This window comes from Xanthomonas euroxanthea, from assembly GCF_903989455.1.
GTDB classification, from domain to species: Bacteria; Pseudomonadota; Gammaproteobacteria; order Xanthomonadales; family Xanthomonadaceae; genus Xanthomonas; species Xanthomonas euroxanthea.
Genome location: NZ_LR861803.1, coordinates 1,171,813 through 1,198,463, shown reverse-complemented (window position 1 = coordinate 1,198,463; position 26,651 = coordinate 1,171,813). Strand labels below are relative to the sequence as shown.

Annotated in this window: 20 protein-coding genes and 1 pseudogene; 9 read left to right on the top strand and 12 right to left on the bottom strand. The window is 66.3% G+C overall.

Annotation, left to right across the window (positions count from 1 at the left end; translation table 11 throughout):
* Nucleotides 1-66 precede the first annotated feature (66 nt).
* The 7 genes from phoB to lpxH all read left to right on the top strand — a co-directional run bounded on the left by phoB (nt 67) and on the right by lpxH (nt 8,777).
* A complete protein-coding gene (gene phoB / locus H7A86_RS05080) occupies nt 67-756 on the top strand; it encodes a phosphate regulon transcriptional regulator PhoB (protein WP_104582300.1) in 690 nt (229 codons plus the stop codon).
* 77 nt (nt 757-833) lie between these two features.
* Nucleotides 834-2,162, top strand: a complete 1,329-nt coding sequence (gene phoR / locus H7A86_RS05075; RefSeq protein WP_164739231.1) for a phosphate regulon sensor histidine kinase PhoR — start codon at nt 834-836, stop codon at nt 2,160-2,162.
* Nucleotides 2,163-2,283: 121 nt separating this feature from the next.
* On the top strand, nt 2,284-4,386 hold the full coding sequence (gene ppk1 / locus H7A86_RS05070) for a polyphosphate kinase 1 (RefSeq protein ID WP_104582478.1): 2,103 nt from the start codon (nt 2,284-2,286) through the stop codon (nt 4,384-4,386).
* A 62-nt stretch (nt 4,387-4,448) separates the two neighbouring features.
* Nucleotides 4,449-5,969: an exopolyphosphatase gene (gene ppx, locus H7A86_RS05065; protein ID WP_026064255.1), complete on the top strand. Its 1,521-nt coding sequence runs from the start codon at nt 4,449-4,451 to the stop codon at nt 5,967-5,969.
* A gap of 216 nt (nt 5,970-6,185) precedes the next feature.
* Nucleotides 6,186-7,322, top strand: a complete 1,137-nt coding sequence (locus tag H7A86_RS05060; RefSeq protein WP_119130828.1) for a glycosyltransferase family 4 protein — start codon at nt 6,186-6,188, stop codon at nt 7,320-7,322.
* A complete protein-coding gene (locus tag H7A86_RS05055) occupies nt 7,303-7,845 on the top strand; it encodes a phosphatase PAP2 family protein (protein ID WP_016902233.1) in 543 nt (180 codons plus the stop codon). The genes H7A86_RS05060 and H7A86_RS05055 overlap by 20 nt, the downstream gene beginning before the upstream one ends.
* 188 nt (nt 7,846-8,033) lie before the next feature.
* The gene (gene lpxH, locus H7A86_RS05050; protein ID WP_119130827.1) at nt 8,034-8,777 is read left to right on the top strand and encodes a UDP-2,3-diacylglucosamine diphosphatase; all 744 of its coding nucleotides are present in this window, start codon (nt 8,034-8,036) and stop codon (nt 8,775-8,777) included.
* A 248-nt stretch (nt 8,778-9,025) separates the two neighbouring features.
* Here lpxH and H7A86_RS05045 read toward each other — a convergent pair whose 3' ends face one another.
* The 11 genes and pseudogenes from H7A86_RS05045 to H7A86_RS04995 form a co-directional block, all read right to left on the bottom strand.
* Nucleotides 9,026-9,445, bottom strand: coding sequence for a hypothetical protein (locus tag H7A86_RS05045; RefSeq protein ID WP_119130826.1), 420 nt, complete (start codon nt 9,443-9,445; stop codon nt 9,026-9,028).
* Nucleotides 9,446-9,577: 132 nt separating this feature from the next.
* Nucleotides 9,578-10,831, bottom strand: coding sequence for a zinc-dependent metalloprotease (locus H7A86_RS05040; protein WP_104582293.1), 1,254 nt, complete (start codon nt 10,829-10,831; stop codon nt 9,578-9,580).
* Between the two features lie 451 nt (nt 10,832-11,282).
* Nucleotides 11,283-12,086, bottom strand: a complete 804-nt coding sequence (locus tag H7A86_RS05035) for a ferritin-like domain-containing protein (protein WP_104582477.1) — start codon at nt 12,084-12,086, stop codon at nt 11,283-11,285.
* A 277-nt stretch (nt 12,087-12,363) separates the two neighbouring features.
* Complete coding sequence (gene purF, locus H7A86_RS05030; RefSeq protein ID WP_104582292.1) at nt 12,364-13,830, bottom strand: amidophosphoribosyltransferase; 1,467 nt, start codon at nt 13,828-13,830, stop codon at nt 12,364-12,366.
* Between the two features lie 30 nt (nt 13,831-13,860).
* On the bottom strand, nt 13,861-14,607 hold the full coding sequence (locus tag H7A86_RS05025; protein ID WP_119130940.1) for a CvpA family protein: 747 nt from the start codon (nt 14,605-14,607) through the stop codon (nt 13,861-13,863).
* A 221-nt stretch (nt 14,608-14,828) separates the two neighbouring features.
* Nucleotides 14,829-15,887, bottom strand: a complete 1,059-nt coding sequence (locus H7A86_RS05020; RefSeq protein WP_119130825.1) for an SPOR domain-containing protein — start codon at nt 15,885-15,887, stop codon at nt 14,829-14,831.
* Between the two features lie 59 nt (nt 15,888-15,946).
* Nucleotides 15,947-17,239 carry a bifunctional tetrahydrofolate synthase/dihydrofolate synthase gene (gene folC, locus H7A86_RS05015; protein WP_119130824.1) on the bottom strand — a complete coding sequence of 431 codons (1,293 nt, stop codon included), beginning with the start codon at nt 17,237-17,239 and terminating at the stop codon, nt 15,947-15,949.
* 134 nt (nt 17,240-17,373) lie between these two features.
* Nucleotides 17,374-17,883, bottom strand: coding sequence for a hypothetical protein (locus H7A86_RS05010; RefSeq protein ID WP_104582288.1), 510 nt, complete (start codon nt 17,881-17,883; stop codon nt 17,374-17,376).
* 88 nt (nt 17,884-17,971) lie between these two features.
* Entirely contained in the window at nt 17,972-18,616 is a 645-nt protein-coding gene (locus H7A86_RS05005) for a histidine phosphatase family protein (RefSeq protein ID WP_104582476.1), read from the bottom strand.
* 92 nt (nt 18,617-18,708) lie between these two features.
* Nucleotides 18,709-18,903, bottom strand: a pseudogene (locus tag H7A86_RS05000) (S46 family peptidase); the annotation flags it as partial.
* A gap of 11 nt (nt 18,904-18,914) precedes the next feature.
* Nucleotides 18,915-20,996, bottom strand: coding sequence for a phosphocholine-specific phospholipase C (locus tag H7A86_RS04995; protein ID WP_119130823.1), 2,082 nt, complete (start codon nt 20,994-20,996; stop codon nt 18,915-18,917).
* A 194-nt stretch (nt 20,997-21,190) separates the two neighbouring features.
* Between H7A86_RS04995 and H7A86_RS04990 the strand changes: the two genes are divergently transcribed.
* Nucleotides 21,191-23,524 carry a TonB-dependent receptor gene (locus tag H7A86_RS04990; protein ID WP_119130822.1) on the top strand — a complete coding sequence of 778 codons (2,334 nt, stop codon included), beginning with the start codon at nt 21,191-21,193 and terminating at the stop codon, nt 23,522-23,524.
* Between the two features lie 672 nt (nt 23,525-24,196).
* Nucleotides 24,197-25,231 (top strand): L-threonine 3-dehydrogenase, encoded by a 1,035-nt coding sequence (gene tdh, locus H7A86_RS04985; protein ID WP_180496889.1) that lies wholly within the window; start codon nt 24,197-24,199, stop codon nt 25,229-25,231.
* A 613-nt stretch (nt 25,232-25,844) separates the two neighbouring features.
* Here tdh and H7A86_RS04980 read toward each other — a convergent pair.
* Entirely contained in the window at nt 25,845-26,561 is a 717-nt protein-coding gene (locus H7A86_RS04980) for a TorF family putative porin (RefSeq protein ID WP_119130821.1), read from the bottom strand.
* Nucleotides 26,562-26,651: the final 90 nt, after the last annotated feature.

Genomic DNA, 26,651 nt, shown 5'->3' with positions numbered 1-26,651 from the left:
ATGTCACATTAGAGTCACAAAACCGTAGTCTACTGGCGATCACCAAAGCCAGACGGTAAGCCCCGCGTGCAAAAACGCATTCTGATCGTCGATGACGAACCCGCGATTCGCGACATGGTGGCGTTCGCGCTGCGCAAAGGCGAGTTCGAACCCATCCATGCCGGCGATGCCCGCGAGGCGCAGACCGCCATTGCCGACCGTGTGCCGGACCTGATCCTGCTGGACTGGATGCTGCCGGGCACCAGCGGGCTGGATCTGGCGCGGCGCTGGCGCAAGGAACAGCTGACCCGCGAGATTCCGATCATCATGCTGACCGCGCGCGGCGAAGAGAACGACCGCGTCGGTGGCCTGGAAGCCGGGGTCGACGATTACGTGGTCAAGCCGTTCTCGGCGCGCGAGTTGCTGGCGCGCATCCGTGCGGTGATGCGGCGCACCCGCGAGGACGACGAAGACGGCAGCGTGTCGGTGGGCCGCCTGCGCATCGACGGCGCCGCGCACCGGGTGTTTGCCGGCGACGCGCCGGTGCCGATCGGCCCGACCGAATACCGCCTGCTGCACTTTTTCATGACACATCCCGAGCGCGTGTACACGCGCACCCAGCTGCTGGATCATGTCTGGGGCGGCAGCGTGTACGTGGAAGAGCGCACCATCGACGTGCATATCCGCCGCCTGCGCAAGACGCTGGAACCGTTCGGCCTGGAAAACATGGTGCAGACCGTGCGTGGCTCGGGCTACCGTTTCTCTTCGGCAACCTAGTGGTTGCCGCACAGCCGGCCGGCCACGCAGGCCGGCCGGCTCGCACGCCCATCTGACGCCCGGTGGTAACGCCTTCCATGCCTCGACATATCCGTTCCGCCTGGCTCAAGACGCTCGGCACCCTCGCGCTGTTGCTGGGCGCTGCCGTGCTGGTCGGCGTGCTGATCGAGCATGTGTGGATGGCGCTGACGCTGACCGCCCTGGGCGTGCTGGCCTGGCATTACTGGCGGCTGCGCCAGGTGCTGCGTCGCCTGACCGCCCGGCAGCGCGCCGAACCCGCCGCCGGGATCGGGGCCTGGAACGAACTGGACCGCCTGCTGTATCGCAGCCAGGCCGAGATGCGCGGGCGCAAGCGTCGCCTGATCGAAATGTTGCGAACTTATCGCGCCGCCGCACAGGCGCTGCCGGATGCGGTGGTGGTGGTGGATCGCAACAGCCAGCGCGTGCAGTGGTTCAACCGGGCCGCGGGCGGACTGCTCGGCCTGCATCATCCGGGCGACATGGGCGTGTCGGTGGTGGAGCGGCTGCAGCCGTTGCCGCTGGCGCACTGGCTGGCGGCCGGCCGCAATGCCGAACCCATGCTCGACGCCGCCTCGCCGGTGGATCCGGACCTGCGCCTGAACCTGCGCCTGATTCCCTACTCCGACGATTACTGGCTGCTGGTGGCGCGCGATGTCAGCAAGCTGCTGCGGCTGGAGCAGGTGCGCCGCGACTTCGTGGCCAACGTCTCGCACGAACTGCGTACGCCATTGACGGTGGTGCATGGCTACCTGGACATGCTCGACCCGGAAGACTTTCCCGATGCCGGCCCGATGCTGGCCGAGATGCGCAAGCAGTCGCAGCGCATGGCGCAGCTGGTCGAGGACCTGCTGACGCTGTCGCGGCTGGAATCGCAGGAAGAACTCGGCGAGGAGCACGTGGCGATGGCGCCGATGCTGTCGACCCTGCGTCGCGAGGCCGAAGCCCACAGCCAGGGTCGCCACACGGTGCATGTGCTGGACGAGGCCGGCGTGGACCTGCTCGGCTCCAACAAGGAACTGCATAGCGCCTTCTCCAACCTGGTCACCAATGCGGTGCGCTACACGCCCGGCGGTGGCACGGTGACGATCCGCTTCGTGCGCGAGGGCGATGGCGCAGCCCTGGCGGTACGCGACACCGGCTACGGCATTCCCGCCTCGCACCTGCCACGCATCACCGAGCGCTTCTATCGCGTGTCCAGCAGCCGCTCGCGCGAGAGCGGCGGCACCGGGCTGGGGCTGTCGATCGTCAAGCACATCCTGGGACTGCACCAGGCGCGCCTGGAAATCGAAAGCGAAGTCGGACGCGGCAGCGAATTCTCATGTCATTTTGTCGCTGCGCGCGTCGTACAGCGCGATCAGTCCCTGCCACTGTCACGTTCAGCGTGATATGTAGGGGGTGCGCGCCGCAACGCGGTGCGATGCCCGCGCGCCGGACGCGCTGCATTGCCTGCGCTGCGACCGGCGCGCTGTCACGCCGCACACCATCTCCGTCTTGATGACCGATTCCATGGGCCACGCCAAACACTTGCACGACATCACCCCTTCCGAAGACGTCGCCACCGATCCGCTGCGCGATCCGTCGCTGTACATCAACCGGGAACTGTCGCAGCTGGACTTCAACTTCCGGGTGCTGGCACAGGCGATGGACGACCAGGTGCCGTTGCTGGAACGGCTGCGCTTCCTGTGCATTTCCTGCACCAATCTGGATGAGTTCTTCGAAATCCGCGCGGCCACCGTGCGGCATGCGCAGGAATTCGGCCTGCCGCCGGCACCGGACGGGTTAAGCCCGACGGCCATCCTCAACGCGGTGCACGATCGCGCGGCCAAATTGGTCGAGCAGCAGTACCACGTGTGGAACGAGGTGCTGCGCCCGGCGATGGAGACGGCCGGCGTGGCGGTACTTGGGCGCTCGACCTGGAATTCGCGTCAGAAACGCTGGCTACGGGCCTACTTCCGCAACGAGATCATGCCGGTGCTGTCGCCGCTGGGTTTGGACCCGGCGCATCCGTTTCCCAAGATCCTCAACAAGACTTTGAACATCGTGGTGGTGCTGGAGGGCCAGGACGCATTCGGGCGCGCCGGTCATCTGGCCATCGTGCGTGCGCCGCGGTCGTTGCCGCGCATCATCCAGCTGCCGGCGAGCCTGTCGCCGGAGGGCGCGCAGAGCTTCGTGTTCCTGTCCTCGGTGCTGTCCGAGTTCGTCGACGAGCTGTTCCCGGGCATGCAGGTCAAGGGCTCGTATCAGTTCCGCGTCACCCGCAACTCCGAACTGGTGGTGGACGAGGAAGAAGTCGAGAACCTGGCGCTGGCCTTGCGCGACGAACTGGTTACGCGCGGCTACCGCCCGGCGGTGCGCCTGGAGATCGCGCACGACTGCCCGGCACCGATCATGCGCACCCTGCTGCAGAACTTCGGCCTGAACGAGAACGCGGTGTATCGCATTGTCGGGCCGGTCAATCTGAGCCGCGTCATCCAGGTCTACGACCTGGTGCAGCGCCCCGAACTGAAATATCCGTTGTTCAATCCGCGCACCTTGCGCGACACCGACGGCATCTTCCAGATCGTCAGCAAGGGCGATGTGCTGTTGCACCACCCCTTCGATGCGTTCACCGCGGTACTGGACGTGATCCGTCAGGCCGCGGTCGACCCGAACGTGCTGGCGATCAAGCAGACGCTGTACCGCACCGGCAAGGATTCGTTGATCGTCGATGCGCTGATCCTGGCCGCGCGCAACGGCAAGGACGTCACCGTGGTGGTGGAGCTGCGCGCGCGCTTCGACGAAGAGGCCAACCTGGGCCTGGCCGACAAGCTGCAGGAAGCCGGCGTGCAGGTGGTGTACGGCGTGGTCGGCTTCAAGACGCACGCCAAGATGCTGCTGATCGTGCGCCGCGAGGGACGCAAGCTCAAACGCTATGTGCACCTGGGCACCGGCAACTACCACAGCGGCACCGCGCGCCTGTACACCGACATCAGCCTGATCACGGCGGATGTGGAAATCGGCAACGATGTGCACATGCTGTTCCAGCAATTGTCCGGGCTCGCGCCGCGCATGAAACTGGAGCAGTTGCTGCAGTCGCCCTTTACCCTGCATGCCGGCGTGTTGAAGCGGATCGAGCGCGAAACGCGGCTGGCCCGTAACGGCCGCCCGGGCCGCATCATCGCCAAGATGAATGCCCTCAACGAGCCGCAGGTGGTGCGCGCGCTGTATACCGCCTCGCAGGCCGGTGTGCAGATCGACCTGATCGTGCGCGGCGCGTGCACGCTGCGCCCGGGCGTGCCCGGCGTCTCCGACAATATCCGCGTGCGCTCGATCGTGGGGCGCTTCCTGGAACATAGCCGCGTGTACTGGTTCGGCAACGATGGCGCGGCAGAGCTGTACTGCGCCAGCGCCGACTGGCTGGAACGCAACCTGCTGCGCCGCGTGGAGACCTGCTTCCCGATCCTGGATCCGGATCTGGCCAAGCGCGTCTACCGCGAAGTGCTGCAGAACTACCTGGACGACAACGTCAATGCCTGGGAACTGGATGCCGAAGGCGTCTATCACAAGCGCGTCCCCGGCCCTGGCGAGCCGGCACATTCGGCGCAGATGACCTTGCTCGAGCGGATCTGAGGGGGCGCGGGCGCGGCCCCTCACGGGGCCAACGGCCCATCGGCTACCATGCGCCCATGCCAATGCCCTCCCCCACGATCCCGCCCCTGCGCGATGGCGATTTCCTTGCCGCCATCGACTTAGGGTCCAACAGCTTCCACATGGTCATTGCGCGCTACCTGATGGGTCAGCTGCGTGTGGTCGATCGCCTGCGCGAAACCGTGCGCATGGCCGACGGCCTGGATGGCAAAGGTGGCATCTCCAACGAAGCGCGCCAGCGCGCGCTCGAATGTCTGGCGCGTTTCGGCCAGCGCATCCGCGAAGTGCCATCGTTGCGCGTGCGCGCGCTGGCCACCAACACGGTGCGCCAGCTGCGCTCGCCGCAGGCGTTTCTGATGCCGGCCGAAACCGCGCTCGGGCATGCGATCGAAGTGGTCAGCGGACGCGAGGAAGCGCGCCTGATCTATCTCGGCGTTGCGCATGCGCAACCGCCCAAGCCCGATCAACGCCGGCTGGTGATCGATATCGGCGGCGGCTCGACCGAGTTCATCATCGGCCGCGGGTTCCAGACCCTGGAACGCGAGTCCCTGCAGGCCGGCTGCATCGCCAGCACGCGGCGCTTCTTTCCCGGCGGCAAGCTGTCGAAGAAGAAATGGAAGGATGCGCTGACCGAGATCGGCGCCGAGTTCCAGCAGTTCGCCAATCAGTACAAGGCACTGGGCTGGCACGAGGCGATCGGCTCGTCGGGCACGCACAAGGCCATCGGCGAGATCTGTGCGGCGATGAAGCTCACCAAGGGCGCGATCACTGCCGAGGCGCTGCCGGCGCTGCGCGACGAACTGCTCAAGGCCAAGCGCATCGAGGACATCCAGTTGCCCGGCCTGGCTGCCGAACGCCGGCCGATCATCGCCGGCGGCATTCTGGTGCTGGAAGCGGCGTTCCAGGCCCTGGGGCTGGAAAAGCTGATGGTCAGCAAGGCGGCGATGCGCGAAGGCATCCTCTACGACATGCTCGGCCGCGGCGGCGAAAACGACCCGCGCGACAGCTCGGTGGCCTCGCTGGTGCAGCGTTACGGCATCGACGAAGTGCAGGCGCAGCGCGTGGAGGCCACGGCGTGCCGCCTGTTCGACCAGGTCTGCGAATCCTGGCAGCTGGATGGCGACGACGCGCAGGTGTTGCGCCGCGCCGCCCGCCTGCACGAGCTGGGGCTGATCATCGCGCACAGCCAGTATCACGTGCACGGCAGCTACATCCTGGAGCACTCGGATATCGCCGGTTTCTCGCGGCAGGAGCAGCAGGTACTGGCATCGCTGGTGCGCACGCATCGGCGCAATGTGCCCAAGACCGCGTTCGATGCGCTGCCGGATCGGTTGCTGCTGCCAACCCGACGCAAGGCCGCACTGCTGCGGCTGGCGGTGCTGCTGCATCGCGCGCACGAATCCGACCCGATTCCGACCCTGGAACTCACCGCCGATGACACCCGCCTGTCATTGATCCTGTCGCAAAGCTGGATCGACTCGCGCCCGCTGCTGCGCGCCGACCTGATCGGCGAAGTCGAAAGCATGGCCGGGCTGGGGATTGCGTTCAAACCGTTTGTGACCTGAGGCCTGCGGCCTCAGGCGGGATTGGGGATTCGGGATTGGGGATGTGTTGACCTCGGCACGTGATGTATTGCGTGCTTACCGAGATGCGCAAAGGCCGCTTTTGCGAATTTCCAATCTCGAATCCCCAATCCCGTCGCGCTTGTCACCGCCGCGACTTGTGGGCGCAACATCCATGCCATCGCCCTCCCGGAAGCTAGCGAAAACCGGAGAACGGGCATGCGCTACGCGATCGTTACCGAAACCTATCCCCCTGAAGTCAACGGTGTTGCGCTGACCGTGCACGGGCTGGAGACCGGCCTGCGCGCACGCGGACACCAGGTGGACGTGGTGCGTCCACGGCAGAGCGGCGATACGGATGCGGCCACGGCCCTGCTGGTGCGCGGCGCATCGCTGCCGCGCTATCCGGGACTGAAATTCGGGCTACCGGCAACACAACGCCTCGTGCGTCATTGGCAGATCACGCAACCGGATGCGGTCTATGTGGCCACGGAAGGCCCCTTGGGCTGGTCGGCGATGCGTGCGGCACGCCGACTGGGCATCCCGGTCGCCACCGGCTTCCACACGCGTTTCGACGAGTACCTGCCCGACTACGGTGCCGCCTGGCTGCAGGGCACCGCGTTGCGCTGGATGCGCCGCTTCCATAATCAGGCCGAGGCCACGCTGGTGCCCACGCGCGAGCTGCAGCAGTTCCTGCGCGACGGCGGCTTCGAGCGGGTGCAACTGCTGGCGCGCGCGGTGGACAGCCAGCAGTTCGATCCGGCCCGACGCGATCCGGCCCTGCGTGCCGAATGGGGCATCGAAGGCGAAGGCTTCGCCGCGATCTACGTCGGACGCATCGCCAATGAAAAGAACCTGCCGTTGGCGATCCGCGCCTTCCGCAAGTTGCAGCAGATCCGCCCGAAGGCGCGCTTCGTCTGGGTCGGCGATGGCCCGGCACGCGAAAAGATCGCGCATGAAAATCCGGACTTCCTCTTCTGCGGCGTCCAGCGCGGCGCGGCGTTGGCACGCCACTTCGCCAGCGGCGATCTGTTCCTGTTCCCCAGCCGCAGCGAGACCTTCGGCAACGTGACCCTGGAGGCAATGGCCAGCGGTGTGGCCACGGTCGCCTTCGACTACGGCGCCGCGCGCGAGTATCTGCGCAACGGCCACAGCGGTGCGGCTGTGGAGAACGACGAGGCGTTCATCCAGGCCGCCGTCGCACTCACCGAGGACGATGCGATGCGCCAGCGCCAGGGTGCGGCGGCCGCACAGGCGATGAAGAAACTGCATCCGGACAACGTGGTCTCCGACTTCGAGGCCTTGCTGATGGGCATCACTGCGGCACGGGGGCGTTATGTCGGCAACGCGGCTTGAACTTCTGCGCGGTCACGAAGCGCGCTGGTGCCGGCGCGCCAACCACTGGTGCCGGCGCCACCCGGTGCGGCGCGCGTTCGCCACCATCAGCCGGCTCGGCGATGGGGTGTTCTGGTACAGCCTGATGGGCTTGCTGGTGCTGCTCGACGGCATGGACGGCGTGCGTGCATCTGCGCACATGGCCGCCACCGGCGTGCTCGCGTTGACCTTGTACAAATCGCTCAAGCGCTGGACGCGTCGGCCACGCCCGTATGCGGCCGACGTGCGCATCCGCGCCTGGGTGGCGCCGCTGGACGAGTTCAGTTTTCCGTCTGGCCATACCTTGCATGCGGTGTCCTTCAGCATCGTGGCACTGGCCTACTACCCGTGGCTGGCGCCCCTGCTGGTGCCGTTCTCGGCCGGCGTGGCGCTGTCGCGCGTGGTGCTGGGCCTGCACTATCCCAGCGATGTCCTCGCTGCCACCGCGATCGGCGTAGTGCTGGCCAGCCTGTCGCTGTGGGGATTGCCGGTGTTGCTCGGCTAAAGCGTGAGATCTGCCATCACCGCGCTTGCCTGACCAAGCCGAGGCCCCTCGTCGCCCAGCCGGCCGTTCACCCGGCACTCGCGCCGCGATGCAACGCTCCAGCGATTCCCGATTCCCCATTCTCGATTCCCCACCCCCGATTCTCCATTCCCGATTCCCGTCCCGCGCTGCCGCCGTACAATGGCGCAATGACGACCCTGTTCATTTCCGACCTGCACCTGGATCCGGCCCGGCCGGCGATCACCGAGCTGTTTCTGGACTTCCTGCGCACGCAGCTGCCGGGCAGCGACGCGCTCTACATCCTCGGCGATCTGTTCGAAGCCTGGATCGGCGATGACACGCCATCGACCGCTGCCGATGCGGTGGCCGTGGCGCTGCATGCGGTGGCCGATAGCGGCGTGCCGGTGTTCTTCATGCCGGGCAATCGCGACTTCCTGGTGGGCGAGGCATACGCGCAACGCGCCGGCTTCCGTATCCTGCCCGATCCCACGGTGGTCGACTTGTACGGACACCCGACCCTGCTGATGCATGGCGACCTGCTGTGTACCGACGACACCGCCTACCAGGCGTTCCGTGCACAGACGCGCGATCCGGTCTTCCAGGCGCAGTTCCTGGCGCAGCCGCTGGCCGCGCGGGTCGCCTTCGCGCAGCAGGCACGCGCTGCCAGCCAGGCGCGTCATGCAGAACTCAAGCAAGGCGACCAGTCGCGCTTCGAGACCGTCACCGATGTCACCCCGGCCGAGGTGGAAACCACCTTCGTGCGGTATGGCCTGGACCGTCTGATCCATGGCCACACCCATCGCCCTGCGATCCATACCCTGCAGGCCGGCGGCCAGACCTGCACCCGCATCGTGCTGGGCGACTGGTACGAACAAGGCTCGGTACTGCATGTGGATGCCGACGGCGTGTCGCTGGAGCAGCTGAGTCTTTAACGTGGCTGTCAGCAGCTAGCGAGCGGCCAGCTCGACAGGCCGCTCGTCCGGAACCCGTTTGCAAGCGACAGACCGCGATGGGCACAGGCCGCGCCGTCTGCAGGCGAGCGTCTTGCTTCGAGATCAGGCATGCGCACCCTCGGCGTGCTGCTCATCCGTGCTGGAATGCAGCTTGACGCGCTGTCGGCACGCCTGCTCGCGACAGCCTGCTGATACGTAACCGCACGGTCATGCAGTATCCAGAAGCATCACTGCATGCTGCGCGCATGCTCGGCGTAGTCGACAAAGTCGGCGTTGACCACGTCGTACCAGAGCACCGTGCCATCGGCCTGCACGCGGAAACGATCGCGCACCGGGTTGGTCTGCGGGTCGCCGGGGCACTCGTTGCCGTGCCGCTCGCGCACTGCGAAGTCGAACGCATCCGCTGCGGACTCAACGTCGTCTTCCTCGACGATGCTGATGCAGTTGTCCGGATAGAAATGGTCAGCCTGCAGCCGGGTCTCCAGCACATCCAGCGCACGGGCGCGGGCATCGTTGCCGGTCGGCGCGGCCTGCGCGGACACGGCCGGTGTGGGTGGCGCAGGGGCTGGGTCGGCAGGTTGCTGTTTGCAGCCGGCAACTGCCAGCGCGGCCAGGCACAGCGCCGCGTAACGCAGGGACTTGGACATGGGTGCTCCGCTCCGCAGGACACGCCGGCGACAACCGGCAGTGCCTCTAGTCTGCGCGATCACTGCGCCTGCGTGTAGCGGCAAAGGCCCGGCACCTGCGGTGCCGGGCCGACAGCGGTAGACGCGTGGTCCTCAGCGGAAGCCGGCGATGGTGGCCTTGGTATTGACCAGCACGCGCTGATTGTCGGCGGTGCTGGCATTGCCCATCGGCACGCCGTTGTAGCTGATGTTGGGGTTGGACCAGTAGTTCAGGCGCGGGCAGCCGCTGCTGCAGTCGTAGGCCATGATGGTGCGCCAGCTGTTGCCATAGCGATAACCATGCCCGTAGGCGTACGGCGAGGTGCTCGGGTCGTTGGTGGCGTCATGACGGGCGCTCTGCAGATGGCCGATTTCATGCGCGAAGCTGTAATAACCGGTGGCGCAATCCCAGTACACCGAGGCGAACGCGGTCGCGGCGGTAGAGCCGATCCCCGATGCCAGGCCGCAGTAGCTGCTGTTGTTCAACACGATCACGCCCACATCGGCGGTGTAGGTGTTGCGGCTGGTGTGGATGCTGTCCATGTAACCATCGTTGGTCACGCGGAAGCGCTGCAGGTCGGTGGTGAAATTGCCGGTTTCGCTATAGCTGGTGGTCTCGTAGCGCGCCAGTTGCAGGGTGATGCCGACATTGCTGTTGATGTAGCCCTGGTTGGCCTCGGCCACTGCCAGTTGCACCAGCGACTGCATGTTGCCGCCGTAGGCGGTCACCGCCTGATTGGTCGCCACCACCAGCACGCGGATGGTCGCCGGGCTGCCCGACGATGCGGCGGCCGCGGTGACGCGCCCGTCGCTGGGCATGTCGATCTTCGGCAACAGGCTGTATTCGGCCGGGTGCTCCTGCGGCAAGCGGCTTTCCTCCACCTGCACCAGAACGTGGCGGCCATCGGCGAGCGGGCGCAGCCGATACAGCTTGCCGGCGTAGCGGATGGTGCCGGTGACGGTATCGCCGCTGCGCACCAGGATGGCCGAGTTCAGCGGATCCACCCCAGACAGCGTGCGTGCGCGGGTCCCGGCGCGCGGGCCGAGGTTGCCGTACCACACGCTATCGCCGCCTTCCAGGGCATCGACCTTGGCCTGGGTGGCGGTGATGGTCTGGCCGTCCAACTGCAGCTCCAGCAGCTTTTCCGAGGCGGTGACCGCACCGGCGTCGAGCTGGACCACCTGCGCGTTGGCCGTGGACGGTGCGCTGAGCAGGCGCTGCAACGAGGGTTCGGCAGTGGCGGTGGCGGCCGCGCTGCGGCTCAACGCCGGGCCCGATTGATACAGCGGCTTGCCGGCAGCGGCGGCCGAACCGGCCAGGCACATGGCGATCAGACCCACCGTGGTGCACATCGACTTCGACTTCATCGTCTCTCTCTCCTTAGACATGGAAGTAACGGATGTGAAACACCGGGCCCCTGCCCCCGGGACGCCATTAAGGCGCGCCGTGCCGTCCGGATTGCAAGTTGTTACAAAAGAAAATTACGTTTTTGTGATGTCTACCGTTGAATGGATGCGATTCCGGCGGCTGCATGGAAGGACCCAGCGCACAGTCCGGCAGTCGAAGGCGCATTGCGACGCACGTCGCCTGCGGCATCCGGCGACATCGAGTCCGCGTGACTGCCGGGGGCGACCGGTGGCGGCACGCACTGATGCGGCGCGTTGCGCGCGTTCCGCACGCAGTGCGCCCGGTGCTGCATGCACGACACGGCGGGCACGTTTCAGGCAGCGCGGCAACGGTACTGGCCGATTCGATCTGCCCGCCTACGGCGCTCGAGCAAGCGTGCAACTACGGCCCACGCCTCCCACCACCGGCTGCTCAGCCGGCCTGCTCCACCAGGTCGGCCAGTTCGTCCTCGTCGAAGCCGGCAAGCAGCCGCGCCTGCAGATTGAACGGCCCGTGCAGGTAACCGCCGGCGTACTCGTGCAGCAGCGCCTTGAAGCGCGCGCGCGGCTCGATGCCGGCCTGCGCGCAATACCAGCGGTACCAGCGCGAGCCGGCCGCCACGTGCGCCACTTCCTCGCGCAGGATGGTGTCCAGCACCTCGGCAGTGGCGGTATCGCCGAGCGAACGCAGTTTGACGATCATCGCCGGCGTCACATCCAGCCCGCGCGCTTCCAGCACGCGCGGCACCAGCGCCATGCGCGCCAGGCCGTCGTGCGCGGTTTTCTCGCACATTTCCCACAGGCCGTTGTGCGCGGCGAAGTCGCCGTAGTCGTGGTCGTGTGCGTGCAACCGCGCGCGCAGCAGCATGAAGTGGCGCGATTCGTCATCGGCCACGCCAACCCAGTCGGCATAGAACGCCTCCGGCAGCCCACGGAAGCGATACACCGCATCCCAGGCCAGATCGATGGCGTTGAGCTCGATATGCGCGATGGCGTGGATAAAGGCGGCGCGCCCTTCCAGGCTGCCCAGCCCACGCCGCGGCACCTGCCGCGGATGCACCAGCACCGGCCTGGCAGGCCGGCCCGGCATGCGGATCGGCTGCGGTGGCGCCGCCTGCGGCGATGGCAGCGGCAAGCTGCCGGCGCGGAACGCGGCCGCATGCCGCTGCGTCAATGCGACCTTCTCCAGCGGATCGGCCGCCTGCAGGCAGGCATGTGCGGCTTGCAGAAGATCCATCGTGTCCATCACTCCGTTTTTGCGATAAACCGCAGGGCCGACAACACCGGCAGTTGGCGCTTCACGCTGCAGCGGCGATCGCCATCCCGACGCCGCCATCGCAGGTTCGGTCTGCGCACATCCACAGCGGCTGGCGACACTGCCGCACCACCGCAGCGCACGTCGTTTCGCACCCGACTGCAGCCAGCTGACGCGATCACCACGCAGCCGGTCCGCATGGCACAGGGACGCCATGCCATCCCTGGGGAACGCCGGCCTGCAGCGCTAGCGCAGACCCTTACGCGCGGCGACGCTTCTTGGCATCGTCCGAGCGCAGCTGCTGGATGCGTTCGAAATAGCCCGGCTCGATGCCGGTGATGTACTCGCCGTTGAAGCACGAGGAATCGAACTGCTGGATGTCCGGGTTGCCTTCGCGCACCGCCACTTCCAGGTCTTCCAGATCCTGGTAGATCAGCCAGTCGCAGCCGAGGAATTCCTGGATTTCCAGCTCGCTGCGGCCATGCGCGATCAGCTCTTCGGCTGCCGGCATGTCGATGCCGTAGATATTGGGGTAACGCACAGGCGGCGCGGCCGAGGCCAGATACACCTTGCGTGCACCGGCATCGCGCGCCATCTGCACGATCTGCCGGCTGGTGGTGCCGCGCACGATCGAATCGTCGACCAGCAGCACCACACGGTTGCGGAATTCCAGGTGGATCGGATTGAGCTTGCGCCGCACCGATTTCTGCCGCTCGCCCTGCCCCGGCATGATGAAGGTCCGGCCCACGTAGCGATTCTTGACGAAGCCCTCGCGGTACTTCACCCCGAGCACGTTGGACATCTCCAGCGCCACATCGCGCGAGGTGTCCGGGATCGGGATGATGGTGTCGATATCGTGATCCGGGCGCAGCCGCAGGATCTTCTCGCCCAGTTTCAGACCCATGCGCATGCGCGCCTTGTGCACCGAGATGTTGTCGATCATCGAATCCGGGCGCGCGAAGTACACATACTCGAAGATGCACGGCGCGTTGACGGTCGGCGCCGCGCAGACTTCCGAAAACAGCTCGCCGCGCGCGGTGATCACCATCGCCTCGCCGGGGCGCAGGTCGCGCACGCGCTGGTAGCCGAGGATGTCCAAGGCAGCCGATTCGGAGGAGACGATGTATTCGGTGCCTTCGGCGTGCTCGCGCTTGCCCAGCACCAGCGGACGGATGCCGTGCGGGTCGCGGAAGGCCACCAGTCCCAGGCCCAGCACCACGCTGACCACCGCATAGCCGCCCTTGCAGCGGCGGTGCACGCCGGCCACCGCGCGGATCGCCGCCTCGGGGGTGAGCATGCGCTGCGCGTCCAGCTCGTAGGCGAACACGTTCAGCAGCACTTCGCTGTCCGAATCGGTGTTGATGTTGCGGCGGTCGGCCTCGAACACCTGCTGGCGCAAGGCCTCGGTGTTGATCAGGTTGCCGTTGTGCGCCAGCGCGATGCCGTAGGGCGAGTTGACGTAGAACGGCTGCGCCTCGTCCATGCCTTCCGAGCCTGCGGTCGGATAGCGGCAATGCGCGATGCCGACACGGCCTTCCAGCACCGCCATCTTCTTTTCGTCGAAGACATCGCGCACCAGCCCGTTGGCCTTTTGCACGCGCAGGCGCGTGCCGTCTGCGGTGGCGATGCCTGCGGCGTCCTGCCCACGATGCTGCAGGACGGTCAGGCCGTCATACAGCTGCCCGGCGACGTTCTGGTTGCCGACAATACCGACGATGCCACACATGGTGCGCGTTCTCCGCTACGGCTTGCGCCGTTACTGTGAAGGGGGCCGTGCCTGGCCTTGGGGCTCGACCCGAGCCGGGTCGCTTTCTCCGCCGCGAACCTGCGCCGGATCGATATTGGCCGGCATCGCCTGCGCCGGATTGCGTCCGTCGCTGGCAGCTTTGCCGGGTTGTCCAAGCGCACGCGTGATGGTGTCGCTCAGACCGGACCCGGACAGCGCCTTGCCCAGGTCCGCATTATCGCCTGCCGAGGGCAACTTCCCCAACTCCGTTGGCAGGTTGCCGAGTTCCATCGTTGGCATGTCCATCGACGGCATCCGCCAGGCCGGCAGTTGCGCCCGCATCCAGCTCGCGCCCGGCGACAGCATCGGCATCAGCATCGACTGGCGCCAGGCCGGCTCGCGCGGCAGCGGCGTGAAGCTCATCAGCAGCACCAGCACGCTGGCCAGAAAGCCGCCGCGCACCAGGCCTAGGCCGAAGCCGAGCATGCGGTCCATCCCGCCCAGGCGCACCGCATCCACGCCGGCGCGGATCACCATGCCGATCACCGCCACGGTGATCAGCACGCCGACGAACACCATCGCGTAGCCGCCGAACGACTCGGTGGCCGACGGATGCTTGCCATCGGCAATCCAGCGCGCGGCCGGGCCGCCGAACTGGAACGTCGCCCAGCCGGCCAGCAACCACGACAGCGTGCCGACCACGATGGCGACAAACCCGCGCAGCAAGCCCAACAGGGCCGACACCAGGATGATGACGCCCAGCACCATGTCGATCATTGCCCACTTCTCCGCGCGGCGCGCACGCCGCTGGTCCAACCTGGCTCGGTGTTCATTGCGCTCCCCTCCATGGGTGTGAGGCGATCAGGAATCCGCTCGCCGCCGGCGATACCACGCGAAACGGTGACCCGGCGTGCTGCGGGCGAGCCGCACCACGCAGCGAACCACCCGACTGCCGATCCTCGGCACTGACCGCGCCCGCCCGACGGCGGCGCAGTGGCTTACGGATGCGGACGCACCATGCCGGAAATGCCGACCTTGGCCGCCACCTGCGCGCGCAGCTGTTCGGCATCGCCGCGATTGGCGACCGGGCCGACGCGCACGCGGTTGAGCGCGCCCTTGTCGGTGCGCACCTGTTCGACGAAGGCGCTGAAGCCGGCGGCGCGCACGCGGTCGCGCAAGGCGTCGGCGTCTTCGGCCCGGCCGAAGGCGCCCAGCTGCACCGCAAAGCCGACCGAGCTGGCTGCCGGCGCGGCGGGCGCCGAGACGACCGGCTTGGCGGGCTCGGGCTTGGCCGGCTCCGTTTTCGCCACCTCCGGCTTGGCCGGGGCAGGCTTGGGCGCTTCGGCCGGCTTGGGCGCGGTGGCCACCGGCTTGGCCGGCTCCGGAGGCAGGCTTTCGGTCTTGGTCGGGGCGGTCGTGCCGGCGGCGGCCACGCTGCTGGTCGGCTTGGCGGCCGTTGCGGGCGCCGGCGTGCTGGCTGCCGGCGCCGGCGCGGCGGCGTTGGCAGCCAGCGTCACCACCTGGGCGTTGACATCGCTGCGCACCTTCACCGCCTGCAGGCGCGCCGCTTCGGCCTGGGCCTGATCGACATACGGCCCCACGCGCACGCGCCAGGCCGGGCGGCCGTTGATCTGGGTTTTTTCGCTGAAGCCGGGCAGCTGCGCCTGCTTGAGCCGCGCCAGTACCGCGTCGGCATCGGCGCTGGTGGCGTAGGCACCGAAGTTGACCGCGTAGTTGCCGGCCGCCACCTCGGGTGCCGATGGCGTACTGGCCGGGTTGGCCAGATCGGCTGCATCGGGGTTGTCCTGTACCGCGGCCGGCGCGGTGGCGGCACCGCGCATGCCCAGCGCGCCACCGGCCGGCGCATCGCCCGGGGTGACCAGCGGCAATTCGCGGGTCTCGAACTCGCCATTGGCCGGTGCGGCAGGTGCCTCCAGCGGCACGTCGGCCACGCCGCTCGATGGCGCAGGGCCCTTGACCAGCATCGGCAGGAAGATCACGGCGAGCGCCACCAGGACGATGGCGCCAATCAGTCGCTGTTTCAGAGCAGTATCCACGTAGAGAGACGAAAGGCGGCGTGGCGGGGTGCCGCGGCGATTATAAGGCCGCAGCCGGGCTACCGCCCCGGGTGGACTGAACGAAGTGCGTTTAGCGCGTCGGCAACGGTATGAAACGAGCCGAACACCAGCACCCGATCACCGGGGGCGGCCTGCGCCAGCACTGCGGCCAATGCGCCCGCCACGTCGCCGTGACATACCGCCTGCGCTGCCGCACTGCCCTGCAGACGGGCCTGCAAGGCCTGCGCCGACTGCCCACGCGCGCCGTCCAGCCCGGCCAGGCTCCATTGGTCGACCTGCGTGGCCACCGCCTCCACCACGCCCAGCACGTCCTTGTCCGCCAGTGCGGCGTAGATGGCATGCGTGCTGCCCGTATGCGCCTGCGCGCCCAGTGCATCAGCCAGCGCGCGCGCGGCCTGCGGGTTGTGGCCGACGTCCAGCAGCACCTGCACGCCATCGACGTCACAGCGCTGCAATCGCCCGACCACCTGCGCGCTGGAAATTCCCTGCGCCCACGCGGCATCGGGCAGCGCTTCCGGCAAGGCCTGCAGCGCGGCAATTGCCGCGGCCGCATTGGCCAGCTGCACCGGCGCGTGCAGGGCCGGCATCGGTAGTTCCAGCGTCACCGCGACATCGCGCCAGCGCCACTGCGGCGCTTCCGGATGCTGCGCCTCGATCGGCTCGAAGAAATAATCGCTGCCGGCGCGGATCGCGTTGGCGCCCAGCTGGTAGGCACGCCGCAGTACGCTCGATGGCGGGTCGATTTCGCCCAGCACCACCGGCTTCCAGGCGCGGATGATGCCGGCCTTCTCGGCGCCGATCGCTTCGCGGTCTTCGCCCAGCCAATCGGTATGGTCGATATCCACGGTGGTGATCACCGCCACATCCGAATCGACGATATTGACTGCATCCAGGCGCCCGCCCAGGCCGATTTCCAGCACCGCCAGGTCCAGCGCGGAGCGCTGCAGCAGCCACAGTGCCGCCAGTGTGCCGTATTCGAAATAGGTCAACGTGGTGTCGCCGCGCACTGCCTCGACCGCCGCAAATGCCTCGACCAGCGCGGCATCGCTCGCATCGACGCCATCGATGCGCACACGCTCGTTGTAGCGCAGCAGATGCGGCGAGGTGTAGCTGCCCACCTTCCAGCCGGCGGCGCGCCCGATCGCCTCGATGAAGGCCACGGTGGACCCCTTGCCATTGGTGCCACCGACCACGATGACGTGCCTGGCAGGCGCGGCAAGCTGCAGACGTGCCGCCACCTCGCGCACGCGCTCCAGGCCCATGGCAATGGTGCTTGGATGCTGCTGCTCGATATAGACGAGCCAGTCGGAGAGGGAGTCGGTTGCGTTCACGGCGGGGACTGCGCAGGAAGAACCGCATTATCGCGAATTTTCAGGCCCTCACGTCGTCGGACAAACGACGCCATCTTGTCCAGGCGCATGCGCCTGTCGTTGCCGACTCCAATTGTCTGTGTCGGACGTCCCGATCACCGGGCGTCTTCGATCGCTGCAACCCGCATTCCCAACAGCGAGCGCTGACCGGTCAACACCACGGTCACCTGCTGATCGAGATGCCGACGATAGAGCGCCTCGCTGACGCACAGATGGCCGGGAAACCGATTTTCCAGCGGCCCGCCACGCAATCGGTATTTGCACGAACGCCCGCTTTGAAAGTACTCGACCTGCATCACATGCGTTTCCTTGAAATCGACACCGGCCATACGCGTGTACACCCACGGCGCCCCTAGAGCCAGTACGAGCCAGCACAGAAATCCCAACAGCGGCGGCGCCAGGCAGATCGCCAGAACCGTGTTCAGCGGCTGCGTACCGAAGACTGCCTTCCATCCGCCGATGCGATAGGCCGGCGCAAAGATCAGCACCGTCAATGCGCCTCCCAGCAGCACCATCGGCGCTACCCAGTTCCGACCAGAAAGAAACGGTGCGGGAATGAAGTCGGAAAACACCGCTAGCGCCAACAGGCCGCACACACTGCCCAAGACAGCGCACCGAAGCACCTTAGGCCAGTTGGCGATGATCCCGGGATGACGCGCCACAGCGTGTCCTGCATGCTTGCCAGGCGTTGCCTTACAGCGCCCGATGCTTGGCTTCACCAAAGAACGGCGTGTGGTGCGCGCAGTCGTTCAGGCGCACCACTTCCAGGTGATCCACGTCCTCGCCTTCGAGCAGGTTGAGCGTGGTCGGCGCCTGGCGGAAGGTCCATAGCCGGGACAGCGGCAGGCCCAGGATCTTGCACAGGATCACGCGGTTGACCGCATCGTGCGCGACCACCAGCAAGGTGTCGGCCGCGCCCAGGCCATCGGCCGCGCGCGCCAGGCCGCGCCAGCTGCGGTCCAGCACCTGACGCAGGGATTCGCCGCCGGGCATCAGCACGGTATCGGGCTCGTCGCGCCAGGCGCGCAGACGTGCCGGATCCTTGTCGTTGATCTCGCTGGCCAGCAGGCCTTCCCATTCGCCGTGGGCGATTTCCTGCAGGTCTGCATCGGTCTGCAGCAGGTTTTCGCGCGCGCTGCCCAGCGCCAGCCTGGCGGTGGCCTGCGCGCGTGACAGCGGCGAGGCCACCGCGCGGGTGATCTCCAACGACTGCAGACGCGCGCCGAGCGCGGCGGCCTGGCCTTCGCCGACCGGCGACAGCGGGATATCGATCTGGCCCTGGTAGCGGCCTTCGGCGTTCCACGGCGTCTCGCCGTGACGGGCAAGCAGGATGCGCATGCGCGAGAGATTCCTTGGGGGAAGGGGCCGGCTCGCCGCAGCGAAACGGGAGCGCATGATAACCCCTCCCGCTGCGGTGCCGGCCGCCCGCGTCAGCGCAGGCCGGGTTGCTGCAGCGGTGGCGGTGCCGGGGGCCACTTCCGTCATGACCCAGCGCAACCACCGCGATCCACGGCGACGATGCGAGTCATCGCCGGATCGGAGATCCAGCTGCCGCTCACCGACTTCCGGTTGCCATCAAAGGCCGGGGCAACCAGCCTGCCCTGCGCCTCAATCACCGGCGAACCACGACACCGGCTCAGGCGCGCCCGAATGCCGGATCACTGCGGCTGGGCCTGCCGGTTTCCAGATGCCCGGCCAGCCGGCGGCGGAACGCGGTTCCGGGCTGTTCCAGCACGACGTCGTACCAGTGATCACTGGCTGCAAGCGCCAGCCGCACGGTCTGGCGCTGACCTGCGGCCAGGTGCATCGACCGCACGGCCGGGTCTGCATAGTCCAGCGCGCGCAGCTGCAGCGTGCACGGTTGCCGCCCGGCGTTGCCGATGTCCAGCACCAGCATCTCGCCGTCCTGCCGGGCCTCCAACCACGGCGCTGCCGATTGCGTCCCGGCTGCAGCGAGGTCGCCAGCAAATTCGCGCAGGAAACCGTTGGGCCCATACACGCTCAGCGCATAGGCGCCGTTGTGCGCAGCGCCGACCGGCACATCGTCCAGCTGGGTGCCAGGCAATACGGTGTAGTACCACGGGCCGCCGCTTGCAGCGCTGGTGTAGACATTGAACGCAGCCGCCGCAGCGCCGCTGTTGACGAACTGCAGTTGCACGCCACCTTCGCCCTGCACGCGCGCATGCACCTGCAAGGCGTACGGCAATGCACGTGCCGGACGTTGTCCCGGCTCCTGGCGCGGCATGCTGGCCCTGGTCGGCGGCACCGGTAGCGGCTTGTCGCGCACCGCGGCGGTGCGCGCGCGGTAGTCATCGACCGACGGCAGAGCACTCACTGCCGAATCGTCCGGCTTGCGGAAATCGAACACGCTGGTCAGATCGCCACTGACCGCCCGGCGCCACGGGCTGATGTTGGGTTCGGCCACACCGAAACGACGTTCCAGCAGCCGCAGTACCGAGGTGTGATCGAACACCTGCGAATTGACCCAGCCGCCGCGCGTCCAGGGCGAGATCACCAGCATCGGCACGCGGATGCCCAAGCCCATCGGCACGCCCGCGTAGACCTCCCCGCGCGTATCGACGTTGCTGCGCCCCATGCGCGCATCCAGCGCCGGCAACGCTGCGGGCACGTGATCGAAGAAGCCGTCGTTTTCGTCGTAGTTGATGATCAACGCGGTCTTGGCCCACACCTGTGGGTTGGCGGTGAGCGCATCGATCAGGCGCGCCACCAGCGACTCGCCATAGGCCGGCGGCGCTTCCGGATGTTCGCAGTACGCGGTGGGCGGCACGATCCAGGACACCTGCGGCAAGCGGTCGGCCTGCACGTCGGCGGCGATCGCGGCGATGAGATGCTCGGCCTGCGTGGTGGCGGCGTTGTCGGCGGTGGAACCGGGCACGCAGGCACGCGCGCGTCGATAGCGTTCGTCGTCGGGGTGCAGATCACGATAGTGCGAAAAATACGCCAGCGAGTTGCAGCCGAAGTTGTCGTACTCCTGGTACACGCGCCAATCCACGCCTGCGGCCTGCAGGCGCTGCGCGTAGGTGGTCCAGTCCATCGCCGCATACCCGGGCTTGTCGCGTGCCATGTCGGCGGTCCAGTTGCCGTCGTCGGCGTTGGTCACCACCTGCGCGCCGAGATTGCCCACGCTGGTGCCGCTGGTGCCGGTGAACAGATACATGCGATTGGGATTGGTCGGCCCGTGCAACGAACAGAAATACCCGTCGCAGATGGTGAAGGCATCGGCCAGTGCGTGGTAGTACGGGATGTCGTGACGCTGGAAATATCCCATCGTCAATTCGCCCTTGTACGGCACCCAGGCGTCGTACTCGGCCCAGCGCGCCGGGTCCTGCCCGTGGCCGGCTTTCCACGAGTGATCCAGGCTCTTGATCAACGGTGCGCAGGTGTTTTGCGAATCGAAGGCGAACGGCAGCAGGCGACGACCATCGGCGGCCGGCTGGCTCCATACCGGGTGACCGTCGCGCAGCTGCAACGGACGCGGATCGCCGAAGCCGCGCACGCCGCGCAGCGCACCGAAGTAATGATCGAAGGAGCGGTTTTCCTGCATCAAGATCACCACGTGTTCGATGTCGCGCAGCGTGCCGGTGCGCGAGTTGGCCGGCAGCGCGAGTGCGCGGCCGATCGAGGACGGCAGGGCGCCGGCGGCGGTCAGCGCGGCGACGCGCTTGAGGAAATCGCGGCGCGAGGGGGAGGACGTCATGGCTACGGAACCTGCAGGAAATACGTGTACGTCGCCGCGCAGTGCGGCTGGGTACGACACGTATAGCGGGCAAGCACGACAGTTTTGCGACAGCCATCGTCATCAATGTTTCACACGTCGTTGACACCCTGCGTCGCGAAACGCCGGTCTTGCACCGTGCGTCGCCCTCAGCCGTGCTCGAACAGGATTCCCCCATGACTTCCGCTCGCCGTTTTCATGTCACTCCGCTGGCGCTTGCCCTGGCCGCGCTGCTTCCGGTCATCGCATCTGCGGCCACACCGGTTGCCGTTGCAGAGGCGCCGGTAGCCGATACCCCGGCCACCGTGGCCGATGCCGCCGCCAATGCCACCCAGCTGGACGCGATCAATGTGGTGTCGCAAGGCAGCACCCGCCAGGTCCAGCGCATCAGCCGGCAGGACATCGAGCAGCTGACACCGGGCAGCAGCGCCTTCAAGGCGGTGGAAAAATTGCCGGGCGTGCAGTTCCAGTCGGCCGATCCGTTCGGCACCTACGAGTGGTCCACGCAGGTCACCCTGCATGGCTTCGACCAGAGCCGGCTGGGCTACACGCTCGATGGCATTCCGCTCGGCAACATGAGCTACGGCGTCACCAACGGCCTGCACATCACCCGCGCCATCATTTCGGAGAACCTCGGCTCGGTGGAGATCGCGCAAGGCGCCGGTGCGCTCGGGACGGCGTCCAACACCAACCTCGGCGGCACCATGCAGTTCTACTCGGCCGATCCACAGACCACGCCCGGCCTGCGCCTGGTGCAGACGGTCGGCAGCGATGCCACGCGGCGCACCTTCGTGCGTGGCGACACCGGCGACCGCAATGGCCTGTCGGCGTATCTGTCCTACGCCAATGCCAGCACCGACAAGTGGAAAGGCTTCGGCGACCAGCAATCCGAGCAGGCCAACCTCAAGACCGTCTACCAGTGGGGCGATGGCAACCGTCTGAGCCTGTTCGTGGATACCTCGCGGCGCAAGGAATACGACTACATGGACCTGTCGTTGACCAGCCAGCGTGCGCTGGGCTGGGACCACGACTATCTGCAGCCGGATTGGGCCACCGCGGTGCAGATGGCACGTGCGTATCAAACCACCGGTGCCACCAGCGGCGTGGCCAACGGCTATCCGCAATCGCTGGCCGGTCTGCCCGACGATTACAGCTGGCTCGACGCCAGCTACTACGCCGGCGGCGGTCTGCGCCGCGACAACCTGGCCGGTTTGTCGGGCACGTTCGTGTTCGGCGGCGCCACGCTGGATGCCACGGGCTACTACCATGCCAACCGTGGTGAAGGTCAGTGGGTGACGCCCTATGTGCCGACGTCTGCGCAGGTTCCGCTGTCGATGCGCACCACCGACTACGGCCTGGATCGTTACGGCGGCACCAGCGCATTGAAATGGTCGTGGGGCAACCACGATCTGGAAGTGGGCCTGTGGGCGGAAAACGCACGTACCACGCAGCAGCGCAACTACTTCGCGCTCGGCAACGAGGGCTATACCTCGCTGTACAACGTGTACGAAGTGCAGACGCCGTTCCGCCGCGATTTCCTGCAGCGCTACACCACCCAGACCCGCATGCTGTACCTGCAGGACAGCGTGCGCCTGCTCGACGACCGCCTGACCATCAACTACGGTGCAAAGGCGCTCAGCACCACCACGCGTGCGCAGTCCCTGGTGCCGACCACCGCGCTGGCACAGGGCCGCATCCGCGCCGAGGACAACTTCCTGCCGCAGGTTGGCATCAACTACAAGCTGGACGAACGCCAGGACATCTACGCCTCCTACAGCAAGAACATCGCCGCATTCGGCTTCACCCCGTTCGGCACCTCGCAGGCGGCGTTCGACCGCAGCCGCTCCACGCTGGAGCCGGAAGAATCGCAGACCGTGCAGGTGGGTTACCGCGTGCAGGATGCGCAGTTCCAGCTGTCGGCCGACGCCTACTTCACCAAGTTCTCCAACCGCTTGTTGACCACCTCGCCATGTAGCGCGGTGCAGACCTGCGCGGCGATCCTGAGCAATGTGGGTGCCGTGCATAGCGCAGGTGCGGATCTGGCCTTGATGTGGCGTCCGATGGAAGGCCTGAGCTGGTTGAATTCGCTGTCGTGGAATCGCTCGCGCTACCAGGACGATTACCTCAACAACGGCGTGGTCGCCACCTCCGGCAAGGACGTGGTCGGCATCCCCGCGTTGATGTTCTCCTCCAGCGCCAGCTACCAACTCGGCAACCTGCGCCTGGATCTGGACGGCAAGTATGTCGACAAGCGCTACATCACCTTCCTCAACGATTCGCAGGTGCCCTCGTACTGGCTGTTCAATGCGGGCGCGCGTTACGACTTCGGTCGCGTGGGCGGGGTGGCCGATGTGGCGTTGGCGCTCAACATCACCAACCTCACCGACAAGCGCTATTTCGCCAGCACCGGCACCAACGGCTACGTGGCCTCCGATCCGCAGGGCTACAACCAGACCATGGTGGTCGGCGCGCCGCGCCAGTACTTCATGAGCCTGGATGTGAAGTTCTAAGCAGCTTTGCACCACCTAAGGCGCCCTCATCCGGCGCTACGCGCCACCTTCTCCCGCATGCGGGAGAAGGCATGCCGACACTCCCCGATACCTCGAGCAGGTCGGCAAGTTTCTTTTCCGGGCCTTCACGCCTTCACGCCTGCTTGGCCGCTCCGTATCTCGGCCTCATCTGCTTGTTGTCTCCCCAGCTTTTCCTTGTTTTTCCTAATTCTCTTCTGTCTTCCCCGCTTTTCCTTTCTGCCTTCCCTGCGTGTCTGCCCTCCCTGCATGGACACCGACGCATTCACGCAAGGCGTCGATCGCATCGGCCCGCTGCGGTGGCCCTTCCTGCACTGCAACTTGCCTGCTTGCTGACTTACGTGCTTGTTGGCTTCCCTGCCTGGAATTCCTTACTTGTTGCCTCCCTGCTTCTCGAATTCCCCGCTTCTCGAATTCCCTGTTTGTTGTGCTCCCTGTTTCTCGACTTCCCCGCCCTTCCCCCGCTTGCGGGGGAAGGGGCCCGAAGGGCGGATGGGGGCAACCGCCCCGCAACAAACACATGCTGTCTGCCAACCAACCCAGCGCCACCGCTGCCCCCGACCGCACGGGGACCATTGCTGTTGCACCGCCACATGCACTCACCGCGCGCCGCATATAATCGCCGCCTTACTTTCACTCAGCAGGTCCCGCCAGATGGCGCAGACGATGAAGGCGCTGGTCAAGCGCGAAGCAAACAAGGGCATCTGGCTGGAACAGGTCGCCGTTCCCAGCCCTGGCCCCAACGAGGTGCTGATCAAGCTGGAAAAGACCGCGATCTGCGGCACCGACCTGCATATTTACCTGTGGGACGAGTGGAGCCAGCGCACCATCACCCCCGGCCTGACCATCGGCCATGAGTTCGTCGGCCGCGTGGCCGAGCTCGGTTCGGCGGTAACCGGCTACCAGGTCGGCCAGCGCGTGTCGGCCGAAGGCCACATCGTCTGCGGACATTGCCGCAACTGCCGCGGCGGCCGTCCGCACCTGTGCCCCAACACGGTCGGCATCGGCGTCAACGTCAATGGCGCCTTCGCCGAGTACATGGTGATGCCGGCCAGCAACCTGTGGCCGATCCCCGACCAGATTCCTTCCGAGCTGGCCGCGTTCTTCGACCCCTACGGCAACGCCGCGCACTGCGCGCTGGAGTTCGATGTCATCGGCGAGGACGTGCTGATCACCGGCGCCGGTCCGATCGGCATCATCGCCGCCGGCATCTGCAAGCACATCGGTGCGCGCAATGTGGTGGTCACCGATGTCAACGACTTCCGCCTCAAGCTGGCCGCCGACATGGGCGCCACGCGTGTGGTCAACGTGTCCAAGACCTCGCTCAAGGACGTCATGGCCGACCTGCATATGGAAGGCTTCGACGTGGGCCTGGAAATGAGCGGCAACCCGCGCGCCTTCAACGACATGCTCGACTGCATGTACCACGGCGGCAAGATCGCCATGCTCGGCATCATGCCGCGCGGCGCCGGTTGCGACTGGGACAAGATCATCTTCAAGGGCCTGACCGTGCAGGGCATCTACGGCCGCAAGATGTACGAGACCTGGTACAAGATGACGCAACTGGTGCTGTCGGGCTTCCCGCTGCACAAGGTGCTGACCCATCAGTTGCCGATCGACGACTTCCAGAAGGGCTTCGACCTGATGGAAGAAGGCAAGGCCGGCAAGGTCGTGTTGAGCTGGAACTGACCGGCCAATACGTTTCAACGCAAAAGGCGCCGCGAGGCGCCTTTTGCATGTCCGTTTTCAGAGCGCAGGCAACGCACGCAACGCTTAGTGGGTCGAGGGCGCGGCGGCCTCACTGCACCAATAAGTTAGTCGGTGGTCAGGTAAAAAAACACGCTTATTGCTAGGCGCTGAGACGCCCAGAGTTCCATAGATTGCTTGTTGGCAGTCCGCCCGTTGCTCAGCGCGCGACGGGAAAATTGTCGGACGCAAGGTGATCCGGACGATGCACGCCATGGTCTGCTTGCAACCACGCACCGACCATCTCGACTGGTCCTTGCCCGCCTACCGTCGCGGGACCTTACGCGGCATGGATGCCGCGTAAGAGCCTACATGGACGTACTTGCGGCGTGTCCTGCGATGGTCGGCGGGCAAGGGCCCTGCAGCCAGGCAGCAGATCAGCGGCTCTGCATCTGCAAGTGATCCATCCGCACGTTGCAATCACTTAAAGACAAGACAAACGCAATTTGAGTCTTGGGGTCTTTCAACTTCAGGGCACCTAGGAGTGCGAGCATCGACCTTCCCGCCTCATCACCCCATAGCCAGATCGTCAAAACCGCTGTTCAGGCGATTGCCCTCACGGCCAGGTGACTGTCGCAGTCGCCACCAGATGGTTCTGCGAATTCTGCCGCCCGAAGCCGAATTCCGCCGCTTCGCTGGTGTCGTAATAGCCCACGCTCAGACCCAGTGGACCGAACACCTTGCCGACATTCACGCCAAAGTCGTTGTAGTCGTGGTCCACCTGGCTCAGCGAGGAGGTATAGACGCTGTGCCCCGCATGCGCGCCGAAGGTGAAGTCGTGTGGCAGCGACCAGTTGGCATCCAGCGCGTAGTAGTAGCCATCGGTCTTGGTGCCATAGAGATCGTTGGTATAGGCAACGGTGAGGCTATAGGTCTTCAGGAACGTGGTCTTGGTGATCAGCTCGGCGTAATTGGACGCGCCCGCTCCCAGATACTGGTAGCGATTGACCATCACATCGAAATTGAAGTTGTTGCCCAGATCGGTGTTGTAGCCGACAAAGCCATCCACTTCCCAATCCGGGTCGCCTGCACCGTAGTCGACGTTGGAGGTCCAGGTGCCGATGTACAGGCCGAACGGCGTCTTGTAGGTGAGCCCGGCCTGGAAGGCGGGCTCCTCATTGGTCTGCGAAATACCGCGGAACAGGTAGTCGCTGGTCACCGCGAAGGTACCGGTGAACGGCGAGGCGGGCGCCTCCTCATCCTGGGCCTGTGCCAACGGCGCGACACCAAGCAGCAGCAACGACAGACAACACGCGAGCGAGGACGGCTTCATGGACATCTCCTGGAGCGATGGGCGGTCGGATTGCGCGAGGCGGGACTGCCATGCCTTATTAGTCCAACCGTCATTGCAGCGCAACAGACA